The organism is Pseudoalteromonas sp. HF66 (genome assembly GCF_011806445.1).
Classification (GTDB): Bacteria; Pseudomonadota; Gammaproteobacteria; order Enterobacterales; family Alteromonadaceae; genus Pseudoalteromonas; species Pseudoalteromonas apostichopi.
This window is the reverse complement of the sequence record NZ_JAATOU010000006.1, coordinates 142,537-154,425: the sequence shown is the minus strand read 5'-3', so window position 1 is coordinate 154,425 and position 11,889 is coordinate 142,537. Positions and strand designations below refer to the sequence as shown.

The 11,889-nt window shown below is 40.0% G+C and carries 11 protein-coding genes; 7 read left to right on the top strand and 4 right to left on the bottom strand.

What is annotated here, in order from left to right; translation table 11 throughout:
• Positions 1 to 20: 20 nt before the first annotated feature.
• Positions 21 to 401, bottom strand: coding sequence for a DUF3192 domain-containing protein (locus HCZ11_RS08420; RefSeq protein WP_130049661.1), 381 nt, complete (start codon positions 399 to 401; stop codon positions 21 to 23).
• A gap of 162 nt (positions 402 to 563) precedes the next feature.
• Positions 564 to 1,508, bottom strand: a complete 945-nt coding sequence (locus HCZ11_RS08415; protein ID WP_167658202.1) for a D-2-hydroxyacid dehydrogenase — start codon at positions 1,506 to 1,508, stop codon at positions 564 to 566.
• Positions 1,509 to 1,602: 94 nt separating this feature from the next.
• Between HCZ11_RS08415 and zntR the strand changes: the two genes are divergently transcribed.
• The 4 genes from zntR (at position 1,603) to HCZ11_RS08395 (ending at position 4,910) form a co-directional block, all read left to right on the top strand.
• Positions 1,603 to 2,016 (top strand): Zn(2+)-responsive transcriptional regulator, encoded by a 414-nt coding sequence (zntR, locus tag HCZ11_RS08410; RefSeq protein ID WP_130052199.1) that lies wholly within the window; start codon positions 1,603 to 1,605, stop codon positions 2,014 to 2,016.
• Entirely contained in the window at positions 2,000 to 3,280 is a 1,281-nt protein-coding gene (locus HCZ11_RS08405) for an SO_0444 family Cu/Zn efflux transporter (protein ID WP_167658201.1), read from the top strand. The genes zntR and HCZ11_RS08405 overlap by 17 nt, the downstream gene beginning before the upstream one ends.
• A gap of 154 nt (positions 3,281 to 3,434) precedes the next feature.
• Positions 3,435 to 4,565 carry a 1-acyl-sn-glycerol-3-phosphate acyltransferase gene (locus HCZ11_RS08400; protein ID WP_167658200.1) on the top strand — a complete coding sequence of 377 codons (1,131 nt, stop codon included), beginning with the start codon at positions 3,435 to 3,437 and terminating at the stop codon, positions 4,563 to 4,565.
• A 99-nt stretch (positions 4,566 to 4,664) separates the two neighbouring features.
• Positions 4,665 to 4,910 (top strand): DUF1289 domain-containing protein, encoded by a 246-nt coding sequence (locus HCZ11_RS08395; protein WP_130049657.1) that lies wholly within the window; start codon positions 4,665 to 4,667, stop codon positions 4,908 to 4,910.
• On the opposite strand, the gene HCZ11_RS08390 is transcribed toward HCZ11_RS08395, so the two are convergent.
• The gene (locus HCZ11_RS08390; protein WP_233786787.1) at positions 4,907 to 5,608 is read right to left on the bottom strand and encodes a transporter substrate-binding domain-containing protein; all 702 of its coding nucleotides are present in this window, start codon (positions 5,606 to 5,608) and stop codon (positions 4,907 to 4,909) included. The genes HCZ11_RS08395 and HCZ11_RS08390 overlap by 4 nt on opposite strands.
• Before the next feature lie 153 nt (positions 5,609 to 5,761).
• On the opposite strand from HCZ11_RS08390, the gene HCZ11_RS08385 reads away from it, so the two are divergent.
• From HCZ11_RS08385 to HCZ11_RS08375, 3 genes are read left to right on the top strand one after another with little or no spacing between them, the layout of a single operon-like run.
• Positions 5,762 to 5,962, top strand: coding sequence for a DUF3283 family protein (locus HCZ11_RS08385; RefSeq protein ID WP_130049656.1), 201 nt, complete (start codon positions 5,762 to 5,764; stop codon positions 5,960 to 5,962).
• 1 nt (position 5,963) lies between these two features.
• Positions 5,964 to 6,389 carry a GNAT family N-acetyltransferase gene (locus HCZ11_RS08380; RefSeq protein WP_167658199.1) on the top strand — a complete coding sequence of 142 codons (426 nt, stop codon included), beginning with the start codon at positions 5,964 to 5,966 and terminating at the stop codon, positions 6,387 to 6,389.
• Positions 6,390 to 6,404: 15 nt separating this feature from the next.
• On the top strand, positions 6,405 to 10,910 hold the full coding sequence (locus HCZ11_RS08375) for an EAL domain-containing protein (protein ID WP_167658198.1): 4,506 nt from the start codon (positions 6,405 to 6,407) through the stop codon (positions 10,908 to 10,910).
• A gap of 23 nt (positions 10,911 to 10,933) precedes the next feature.
• Here the strand turns inward: HCZ11_RS08375 and HCZ11_RS08370 are convergent, their stop codons facing one another.
• Positions 10,934 to 11,884, bottom strand: a complete 951-nt coding sequence (locus tag HCZ11_RS08370) for an ion transporter (RefSeq protein ID WP_167658229.1) — start codon at positions 11,882 to 11,884, stop codon at positions 10,934 to 10,936.
• Between the last annotated feature and the right edge of the window lie 5 nt (positions 11,885 to 11,889).

Sequence of the window (11,889 nt, the reverse complement as noted above, 5' to 3'; positions counted from 1 at the left end):
TCTTAACTTTAGCTTGCTAATTAGCCGTTACTTAGCGATTTATAAATTGTATCACCCACACCAATTAACTTATCATTTTTAAATACGAGTGGCGTACACTCGTCTTTAGTCATCTTGCCATCAGAATGAATGCTATGTGTTACATAGAATAATACCTGATAAACATCATCACCTTGCTTTAACAACTCGGTAAAGTTAGGTGTATTCAGTTTGTTTAATACGGTTTGGTAGCTTGTATCTAATGCGAGATTAGAAATCACTTCACGGTTACTTTTATGCTGTTTTTCCCAGCTAGAAGAACTACCAGCCCAATGAGTGTCGGCTTCACCGTCAGAAACAGCGATGACACAGCCAGTTAAAAATGGTGCAGTTAGAGCGGCAATTAGAAGTGCTTTTTTCATGTTTTTTATCCCTAAGAAATTGTTTTATAGTTAAACCTTGATAGCAAACTGCTTGCCAAAAATTTTATTTCTAATAAAATCATTGGGTTAATGTTATTTTGCGCAATGGGGCTAAGTAAAAAGTCACTAACTACTTAGCTCTATTGACTAATATATTGCCTTTTAGACCAACCTGTTACGCATCTCGCCCTGATTAAATGCCTGAATATTTAAAGCTATTTCGTTAACTAAGCGAACAATAGACTCTTGGCTTGCCCATGCGATGTGAGGCGTGAGCAATAGGTTTGACCCTTTGTAGAGTGCTAGCGGGTTTGATTGCTCTGCGGGTTCTTTGCTGAGTACATCAACACCAGCTCCAGCAATGATATTATTAGCCAATGCATCTGCTAAATCAGCTTCATTGATGATACCACCACGGGCGGTATTAATAATGATGGCTGACGGTTTCATCATGCTTAACTCTTCCGCGGCTATTTGGTTGCGAGTTTCATCAGTTAGCGGGCAGTGAACACTAATAATATCCGCTGTTTTTAGGGCGTCATTAAAACTGACGCGACCTTCACGAGGTGCTTGGCCTTTACGCTCACTGATGATGACTTTGGCACCAAAGACTCGTGCTACGTCGGCAACGGCTTTACCCAGTGACCCATAACCAACAATTGCCAATGTTTTGCTGGTAATTTCATTAAAGCTGTAATCTAGGCGACAAAACATCGGGCTTTTTTGCCATAAGCCTTGCTGACAATCATTAATGTATCTGTGAGTATTACCCAATAAATTAGTGATTAGAGTAAAGGTATGTTGCACCACACTTGGTGTTGAATAGCCCGCTACATTTGTCACTGCAATGTTATGCTTCTTAGCCGCCTCTAAGTCAATGTTGTTAGTACCTGTGGCTGCAACGCAAATGAGTTTTAATTTAGTCAGCTTAGCCATGGCGTGCTGATCAATCACCACTTTATTACTGATAACTACATCTGCATCTTGGCTGCGCTCAACAACTTGTTCTTGGCTGGTTAAGTCATAACAGGTTAATTTACCTAATTGCGCTAAGGCATCTAACGAAGTGTTGGCTAATGTCGCTGCATCAAGGACAGTAATATTCATGTGCTTTCCTTTTTTAATTTATTGCTTGACCTTGGGGTGTACTCCAAGGTTTATAGTGAGCATAATAAATAAACGCTTCACAATGGAGACGGTGATGAAAATAGGTGAGTTTGCCCGTCAGTTAGGTGTCTCAACAGATACGCTAAGGTACTACGAAAAGCATGGTTTGTTAACGCCAAGTTCGCGTTCAGACGTAGGATATCGTTTTTACTCTGAGGATGATTATAAGCAAATGGCTTTTATTCTCAGAGCAAAGAATGTTGGCTTTAGTTTGGCTGAGATTAAAGAGCTACTTCAGATTAAATTTCATAAAGATCAGCACTCTTGCCATGAAGTTAAAGAGATGACGTTACAAAAACGTGATCTCGTTGCACAAAGAATTGCAGAGCTTACTCGCTTTTATGACTCACTTTCATTATTGGCAGATAAATGTTGTGGCGGTGAAGAACCTGCTGAAAACTGTTCGATACTAACGACGCTGGAGGATATCGATGGACTTACTCATTAATTTTTGGCACCTGTTTTTACTCTCAGCACCTTGGTTAATGCTAGGCTTATTCATCGCAGGTCTTTTAAATGTGTATTTGCCTGCCAACTTTCTTAATCGCCATTTAGGCAAAGAAGGCTTATGGACCACAGTGAAAGCGGCCTTTATTGGTGCCCCAATGCCACTGTGTTCATGTGGCGTAATCCCTGCGGCAATTGGTTTAAGAAGAGCGGGGGCGTCAAAAAGTGCCACCACAGCATTTTTGGTATCAACTCCTGAAACTGGGGTCGATTCGGTCTCCGTATCTTATGTGTTATTAGGTCCATTTATGGCGGTGATTCGCCCTATTGCAGCCGTATGCAGTGCGATTGTGGCAGGTGTTTTAGTAGGTAAAGACAGTGAACTTCATCAACAGCAAAGCACAATACCAAATAAAGAAAGCACTAAAACAGACTCTTGTTGTAGCAGTAAACAACCAGAGCCTATGACCGCATCAAGCTGTTGCAGCAAAGAGGCACCTGTTAAGCCCGCGCAAAGTTGTTGTAATAAGCAAACGCTTAAAGAACCTGAGCCTGTTAAAAAAACAAGTTGTTGTAGTAGCAAGGAACTGCAACCAACACAGGGTCAGCAACACAGTTGCTCAACAGAAAAAGAAGCACCTTCGCAGAAAAGCTGTTGTAGCAGTGAGCACTCAACTAAAACCGTTGAAAGTCGTTTTAGCAAACTGAAACGCGCGGCGAGTTTTAGTTGTAACAAGCTGCTTGAAGACACCATGATCTGGTTAATGATCGGTTTATTCTTTGCTGCTCTAGTACAAACTTATGTACCAGAATCTTATTTAAGCCAGTGGGGTAATGGCATCCTTGCGATGCTGGTGGTCATTTTAATCAGTATTCCTATGTACATCTGTGCGACTGCATCGACACCTATTGCGGCAGGCTTATTACTCAGTGGTGTGTCCCCCGGTGCGGTGCTTGTGTTTATGTTAGCTGGGCCAGCAACTAATATTGCAACGCTTGGTGTGGTTGGAAAAGAGCTTGGCAAGCGAGCAGTATTTGCCTACCTATTAGGGGTAATTGGAACGGCGCTAGCATTTGGCTTTTTAACCGATTATTTAGTGGCGCAGTATGGTTTTGTGGTTGCGCCTATGATGGGCGAAGAGCATGAAGTTTTACCTCATTGGTTAAGTCTTGCAGCGGGTATTGTATTGGCGATTTTAATGCTTAGATTGGTCCTCAAAATGGTATTAAAAAAGTCGTCTCAAACTGGTAAGAGCATTACTTAATTATTTGTTATAAAAATATTTTTTTACATTGATTGGGATTTAAGTTGGTTAACTATCGCGTCTCGGTTCGCATTTAAAATTGTCTGAGTTATAATCCGCCAATTATTTTTAACGGCACGCATCGCGTGCCGTTTTTTAACTTAAGTAGTTTTTAATGAGTGAAAGTGTGGATAAATACGCCGACATAAGACCTTACAATGATGATGAAGTAGCTGATTCAGTAGCGCGTTTGATTGCTGATAATGCCTTTGTAGATGTAATCGCTAAGTATAACCTACCGCGCTTTTTATCGAACTTCCCATTTCTTACTCGTCCATTGGTACGCAGCCAACTGCGTAAAAAATGGGGTAACACCTCATCGGTTGAGCAAGTTCAGCATGAAGTGGCTGATTATTTAAATAAATTAATTACCCGTACGACTTCAGAAGTGACGTTTTCTGGCATAGATAAACTAGATCCAAAACAAGCCTACTTATTTATCTCTAATCACCGCGATATCGTGCTTGATCCTGCGCTGGTGAATTGGGGCTTGTTTAAGCACAATATGCCGACAGTGCGCATCGCAATTGGTGATAATTTACTGCAAATCCCTTATATCACTGAGTTAATGCGTTTAAATAAGAGCTTTATTGTGAAGCGTTCAGCGAAAGCACCCAAAGAGATGCTAAAAGCGCTGTCGCAGCTGTCTGCTTATATCTATGACTCACTCGCTGAAGGCCACTCAATTTGGATAGCGCAAAAAGAAGGCCGAGCAAAAGACGGTTTTGATCAAACAGATCCAGCCTTACTTAAAATGTTGCAGTTACAAGGTCGTAAGCAGAAGAAAGAATTTGCTGAGTACGTACGCGAACTAAAAATTGTACCTGTGTCTATCTCTTATCAATACGAGCCATGTGCGATTGCTAAAGCGAAAGAGCTTTATCATAAACAGCAACATGGTCAGTATGTTAAACAGCAGGGTGAAGACATTGCCAGTATTGTTGAAGGCTTTAGTACAGCCAAAGGTCATGTGCATTTAGCTTTTGGCGAGCCAATTGAATCGGGCTGTGAATCGCCTGAGGAGCTTGCAAAAACGATTGATCAGCAAATAGTTGATTCGTTTTTCTTACACCCAGGTAACTATATAGCGGGTGGTTGCACGCAAGCTATAATTGATGAAGAAGATGCCGCTGCCTTTAATGAGCGCATGGCGAAAGTGCCAGAAGAGTTAAAACCTTTGGTATTAGCGATGTATGCAAAACCATTTCATCGTAAAGCAGAACTTGCTACAAGCGAGTCTGAGTAAGCGATACAGTTAGTTTAAGAGGCCACTTTTTAAAGTGGCTTTTTTTATGGTTAATTTTCAGGCTATACTTTTAATATTCTTTATTAACCGGCATTTGTGATGCAACAAATTGAAATATTTGAAATTCCAAGCCCTTGCAAAGGGATATGCCAAGTTAATAACCGAGGCTATTGTAAAGGCTGCTATCGCAGTCGGGATGAGCGTTTTTATTGGAATCAGTTTACTAACGCGGAAAAGCGTAAAGTGATTAGCTTATGCCAACAGCGTTACAAACGTTACCTTCAGAAAAAACAGCAAGCACAACAGCAGCAAACAAACCCTGAGCAAGGTGGTTTTGATTTTTAAAATTCAGTGAGGTGGTATTTTGATTTTAGAAAGTGCACCGTACCGTTTTCATCAAGCTTTTTGAGTACCATGGTCAGTTGTGGAATTATTGCTTTATGGCGTTTGTGAACAAAGTGATAGCTCTGCATTGGCATTAACACTTGTTTATGAAAGGCTGTTTGATTAAAGTTTGGGTGCTTAGTTGACAGTAAAAAGTCTAGCAATATTGTCCCTTCAACACGTTTTTGTGTTAGTAAATTAAGCTGAGCAGTGACATTTCTGACTTTGATAACATCACCATTAAATGGGTGACGTTCGATATAACTCTGTGCAGCTGGGTAGCTTGATTGAATTGCTAAAGACTTGAGCTCTTCGTATTGACATTGCTGGCAATTTTTCAGCAGCACTAAATTAAAATCAAAAAGCGGATAATCGACTTTCAATAAATTAGGATAATTATCCTTAACATCAGCAATGCGACCTAACTGTCCATCGAGCACACCTTGGTTAGCGGCCACTAAAGCATTTTGATGATTGAAATCGATAATATGGACCTCATAACCTATTTCCTTATAAGCCATTTTCATTAAATCAATAACATAGCGAGCTTGTGGTGTATCGGCAGGACGATTAAAAATCAGTAAGTTTGTGCTGGCGTTACTTAAGAAGCAAAAAAGCAGCAAAAATAAGGCAAATCCGTAATTAAGATACTTCGACAACGTGCATTCCTTGCGTACATAAATTGCTCGTTAATCTACTTATATGTGCCTCCAAAATCAAGTTTGTCGTGGTCTTTTTAGCCTAATAAAAGCGATTAAAGCGGTCTAATTTTGTTATACTTGTTAAATCAAAAAATTTATTGCTGAGAAAGTATGAGTTTCAATTTATGTAAATTGCCGCGAGAGCAAAAATATCAAATTCAATTGGATTACGAAGCGTCTTTTTGGGCCTATCAAATAAAGCGCGGAAAAAACACGCGTGAGGGCGTTTATACTGCAATAAACAATCGCCCTATCTCTGAGCAAGCTTTTCTTAAGCAGCAATTTGAGCATTACCTTTCGCTAATGAGCTAACATGGCAGACTTCAGATTTTGTTTACTTGAGCCGATTAAAACGCCCTTAGTAAATAAATTTTATGACAAAAACAATGCCCGTGGTCGAGCGACCAAAGCGGATCAGGTGTGGGTTGTTTACAAAGAGTTAGAAATAATTGCTGCCTGCCGGGTTCAAGACCAATCAGGACAATTGTTTTTGTCTACTCTTTATGTTGATGAAATGTGGCGGGGTCAAAAGGTAGCCTCACAATTGCTTACTACTGTAGCTGATGCACAAAAAGGAACCGTTTTTACCTTCGTGTACCAAAATCTGATTGATCTTTATCTACAAAATGGGTTTAACTATGCATTAACATTACCCAATTCTTTGCAATCGTTGTTTGAGGTATATGCGCATCGAAAAGTAGTTGCGATGCACTTTACGCGTGACACAGTGCCAAGTTAGCAATTTGGAACGTCAATGACTAAGTTCTTCTCCAGTATAGCGTTATTTTTTATTTTGACTTGTGGCTTGTTTAGCCATTCTGCCTTTTCCCAGGTAAAACGTTTATCAACAAGTGAAGGCTTATCACAAAGTTATGTTAACACCATGCTCATCGATAATAGTGGATACTTATGGTTATCGACTGAAGGGGGCCTCAATCGTTACGATGGTTATCAGGTTGTGCATATCAAAGGCCCTAATGGTGAACTTGAAGACTCAATCATTGACCGTATTTACCAAGACCCGCAAGGTTATATCTGGATAGCTTCCCTACAAGCGGGTTTATTCCGTTATGATCCCACCACCGACACTTATCAGCAGTTTATTGCTAAACCGACCACTGAAGAGCAAATTTTTATTGAGTCAGTGTTTAGTATGGTGGCGGTTGATGACAAAACACTATGGCTAGGGCGTGGTTGGGATTTTGCCAAGCTAGACTTAGAAACGAAAAAAATCACCTCTATTTTTGAAATTCCTGAGCGGGTAAAAAGCAGTGTTATACGTGAACTTTACGCGTATCAAGGTTTTATCTTTATGGGCACTAGCAATGGCGCTTATGTTTATGAACTTGCATCTGGCAAGGTCCGTAAGTTAGAACATTTGCAAAATGAGCCAAGCCACATCTACCAAAACTATGTGAAGTCATTCTCGGTGATAAACAACAATACTTTGTTAGTTGGGGCTGTGAGAGGACTATATCAGGTAGATATTAGTAATTTGCAAGCCATGTTTGATACTCCTGACATCGCCTTTAAAAATAAATCACTGATCAGTGATTTGAATATTTGGAAGATTATTCCAGAGGCTAACTCAGTTACCTTAGGCACTGATAAGGGCTTATTTGAATATAACCTAGAAACTGGCGAGTTAGTTAAGAATATGCGCTTAAAAGAAAGTGGCTATACTCTAGCTGATACCAGCATTATTGATATAGTGAAAGACCGTTCTGGTGGGATGTGGCTAGCAACCAAAAATGACGGTGCCTTTTACCAATCTTATGATAACTACAACTTTATCAATGTTACAGCCAATACATTAAAGGGTGATGGATTATCTCATCATTCAATTTGGAGTATTACAGAGTTTCAAAATCGCCTTTGGCTTGCTACGCATAATGGTTTAACAGCGGTTGATTTAGAAACTTACGAAAGCGAGGTTTTCTTAAAGGATTATCAAGTCGATCTTATTACAACTGAGTTTAGTATCTACCAAGTAATGCCCTATAAAGATAAGCTATGGTTACATACCAATCGAGGCGTTTTAAGTTTTGATCCGAAAACAGGGCAGGCAACACCAGTAAAAGCGGCAGATCCAGAGAAACAGGTTTTAATTAATGATTGGGTTCATGGCATATTGTTGATGCCATCGGGTGACCTTTACTATGTTCATCCTGATTACGGCATGTTTGTTTATAATATTGATAGCCAAAAAGTCACCCGGTTAGGCGGTAAATTTGATGAGTTTGAGCCGTTCTTAGCTTACGGTTTTTTGCCTGCATTATCATCTAACCCAGAGGCACCTCTATTTTATAATGCAGGTATTCTCTATCAAGTAGATCCTAACACATACGAACTAACCACGATTTATACAGTCCCAGAGCAACACGAAAATGTGGCTGTGAATGTGATGTCATACATCATAGATAACAACAATGTACTGTGGTTATCATTATCGAATTTTGGTTTGATTGGTTTAGATGCCGATACTTATGAACATATTTACACAATTGATTTAGAAAAGAATAAGTTAGGTACATTGCTTTACGATATGGTACTTGATGAAGCGGGCATGATATGGATGAGTAGCCACAAAGGATTATGGCGACTAAATCCAAATAATCTGCACTTTCAACAGTTTACTGGCTCAGAGGGGTTATTCTCAACCGAGTTTAATAGTGGTGCATTTACTAAGCTTGAATCAGGGCAAATTGTCTATGGTACGTTAAAAGGATTTACTTACTTTTATCCAATGGATAACCACTATCAGCAAGCTTTAATTGATCACGTTAATATCACTAATCTTGATTTGATGTCTCGTGATTTACCCGCTGAGTTAAAACAGCCAATCGACAGTGTTGTCCTTGAGCATGATGATATAGGATTAGAAGTTGCGTTTTCGGCAATGGCATTCAATTATCAAGAGCGTATTATTTATGAATATCAGCTTGGGGATGGCCAAAAAACGTACACACGAAATAACAACCGTGTGTTATTCCCAAAACTCAGCGCAGGAAAATACCATCTTAAAGTTTGGGCTAAAGATCCATTAACGGGAGATTTAACGCCGCCCGCTATTTTGAATATCGAAGTAAAATACCCAGTTTGGCGCGCACCACACTTCATTATTTTATATGTGATTCTGGTTGCACTATTTGTAGCTGCTTGGATATTTAGACGTAATCGAATGCAACAAATATTGCTAGCAGCTCATAAAGAAAGTAAAGAGAGTGAAGCGCGATTAAAGCTCGCTCTTGAAGGTAGTCATTCAGGTGTATGGGATTGGTCATCGCAAAGCCCAATTATTTATCAACCACGTCTTAAAAATGAGCTCGGCTATGAGACCGATAGCGTAAACTTAGATGATTATTTAGCAAAGATTCACCCACATGATAAACAAACCTTCCGTTTAGAGTGGTTAGAGTTTTTATCGACTCAAAAAGGTTATTTCAATTGTACTTACAGGCTGCGTCATGCCGATGGTAATTGGCGTTGGTATAAAGACTTTGGCAAAGTGGTTGAATGGCAAGGCAATGCTCCTGAAAAAGTAGCTGGCACTTATACGAATATGACTCGTGAGTTAGTATTTGAAGAAAATGCTCGCTTGTTTGGTGCGGCATTCGAACAAACACGAGACTGGGTATTTATCTTAGATAAAAACTTACGTATTCGAGCTACCAATAAATCCTTTCAAGATGCATTTGGTTTTCCGGCTGAGCCGCGTTCTAGTCGCTCGTTAACCTTAGGGATGCCAATTCCTACACGAATTCATTACTTGCGCATTATGCAAAAGCTTAAATCTGGTGAGCACTTCTCTGCAGAAGATGTAGTTTCAGTTGCGAGCGGTGAAAAGCGCCAAGTATTGATAAAAATAAGTGCAGTAGCAGGTAATAACCGCCAACTTGATAGCTATGTGATTATTGTTACTGATATTAGCGCGCAAAAGCTGGCTGAAAGTGAGCTACATTTACTCGCTAATTATGATGCTTTAACCGGCCTACCTAATAAAACCTTGTTTAATGATCGGGTGGTCCACGCTATTGAACAGGCTGATTATCATCAAACAAAAGTGGCGTTATTAAACGTTAATATTAAGCGCTTTAAGCATTTTAATGATTCACTTGGGCGCGAAGAATCAGATGAACTAATCAAGCGAGTTGCTAAGCGCTTAAAGCATGTACTTCGCCCGCAAGATAGTGTGGCACGTTTCGATGGTGATGAGTTTGTGATCCTTGCTGAAGATTTTAAACAGCTGGATGAATTACTATTACTATGCGCTAAAGTAATGGATTGTGTTGATACACATATTGAACTGAGCCAACAAGCGGTAAAAGTAAACCTTAGCGTCGGTGTTGCTGTTTACCCAGATGATGCAAAAGACACAAAAGCGTTATTAAAAGCAGCTAATGTGGCACTTTATCACGCGAAAAGTCATGTTGAAGGGTGTTATCAGTTCTATAAGCAAGAAATGAATTTACAAGTGCAGCGCACTTTGCATTTAGAATCTCAGTTAAGTAAAGCTTACCAAGAGCACGAGTTTTGTAATTTTTATCAGCCAATAGTAAGCGCAGAAACTTGCCAAGTTGCAGGGCTTGAAGTGCTTCTACGTTGGCCGAGTAATGATGAATATAAACCTGAAGACTTCGCTAATGCCGCAGAAAGTTCAGGGCTTATTACCAAAATTATGTTGCAAACTCTATCAAGAGCATTGATTGAATTGCGCCAGTGGCGTACTACGCATCCTGATTTATATATTTCAATTAATCTCTCCGCCCTTGATTTTGAAAGCGAAAATCTGGTTGAAAAAATACATCAATCAATAAGCGCAATTAATGTACCTGCGAGTGCATTAGTTTTTGAAATCACCGAATCAGTTATGATGCATGATTCGGATAAAGCGCAGCAAAGTATGGAAAAGCTCAAAGCGCTAGGTTGTCGTATTTATATGGATGACTTTGGTACGGGCTATGCCTCACTGACCTATTTAAAACGTTTCCCGGTCGATGTACTGAAAATAGACAAGAGCTTTGTTAATGACATCGGAGTCGATAAAGGCGATGAGGCTATCATTAACTCAACACTTACCCTTGCAAAAAGTTTAGGTAAAGAGTGTGTAGCTGAAGGAGTTGAAAATCGCACCCAGTTACAATTCTTACGTTCTTTAGGGTGTGAGTATTTCCAAGGTTATTTGTTCAGCAAACCTGTGGCGGGAGACGAAGTGAAAGCGCTTTTAGATACACAGTGGAGCGATGAGTTTTTAGGGTAAAGCTAAACGCTTTACCCTTTTAGTTAATCTTGGCGCTTTCCGCAATGGCGGCAATAAAGGCTACGATTACGGTTTTTCAGTTCGTTATGAATCGCTTTGTTCGCCTCTTGCTGACTTAACCCTAGTTTATAACGCAAGTTTTCTAAGTGTTCCTCTTCAACGGGTGAAAGATGGCCATCTTCAATAGCTTCGTGTACCGCATCGGTAAAAACTTGTCTACGTTTTCGTAGCTGCTCAGAAAAACTCGAAGCTAACAAACCGGTTGGAATTGCCACCATGCCCATACTAACGAGTGTAATAGCGCCACCAAATAAGCGACCAAGGGGGGTCACAGGCACGACATCGCCATAACCAACGGTTGTTAGTGTGACCATTGCCCACCACATTGCTGCAGGGATAGAGCCAAATTTATCGGGCTGAACATCATGTTCAATTAAATAAATACCACATGAAGCGATGATCAGCACCACAGCCATTATAAAAAACGCCGCAAGCAAGGAACTGCTTTCTTCTTTAAATGAGTTTAAAAGTAGTTGCATGGCGCGTGAATAACGAGTGAGCTTAAAGATCCGCATCAACCTAAGTACTCGTAAGAAACGTAAATCAACACTCACAAACACCATTAAAATGGTGGGTAAAATGGCAACGAGATCAATCAGCGCCATAGGCGAAAAGAAATACTTAATACGAATTTTTGAGTTTGTTAACGGGCTTTCTTTATGTGCGCTTTTATCTACACAACACCAAAGTCTAAGTACATACTCTAAGGTGAAAATACCGACAGAAATCAGCTCAATCATTAAAAATTCGTGATGATATTGTTTTGCTAAAGGGCCGACCGACTCTAAAACAATCGCCACTACATTGATCATGATCAGTGACATTAAGAACACGTCAAGTGTACGACCTATACGCCGATACTTGCCGTTGCCTTCAAAAACGCGCGCTGTGTAATTTCTTAACCGCTGCAAAATAATGA

Bases quoted from the DNA above. Each gene is read 5' to 3' on its own strand.
- HCZ11_RS08420 (WP_130049661.1), bottom strand. From the start codon at position 401: ATGAAAAAAGCACTTCTAATTGCCGCTCTAACTGCACCATTTTTAACT.
- HCZ11_RS08415 (WP_167658202.1), bottom strand. From the start codon at position 1,508: ATGAATATTACTGTCCTTGATGCAGCGACATTAGCCAACACTTCGTTA.
- zntR (WP_130052199.1), top strand. From the start codon at position 1,603: ATGAAAATAGGTGAGTTTGCCCGTCAGTTAGGTGTCTCAACAGATACG.
- HCZ11_RS08405 (WP_167658201.1), top strand. From the start codon at position 2,000: ATGGACTTACTCATTAATTTTTGGCACCTGTTTTTACTCTCAGCACCT.
- HCZ11_RS08400 (WP_167658200.1), top strand. From the start codon at position 3,435: ATGAGTGAAAGTGTGGATAAATACGCCGACATAAGACCTTACAATGAT.
- HCZ11_RS08395 (WP_130049657.1), top strand. From the start codon at position 4,665: ATGCAACAAATTGAAATATTTGAAATTCCAAGCCCTTGCAAAGGGATA.
- HCZ11_RS08385 (WP_130049656.1), top strand. From the start codon at position 5,762: ATGAGTTTCAATTTATGTAAATTGCCGCGAGAGCAAAAATATCAAATT.
- HCZ11_RS08380 (WP_167658199.1), top strand. From the start codon at position 5,964: ATGGCAGACTTCAGATTTTGTTTACTTGAGCCGATTAAAACGCCCTTA.
- HCZ11_RS08375 (WP_167658198.1), top strand. From the start codon at position 6,405: ATGACTAAGTTCTTCTCCAGTATAGCGTTATTTTTTATTTTGACTTGT.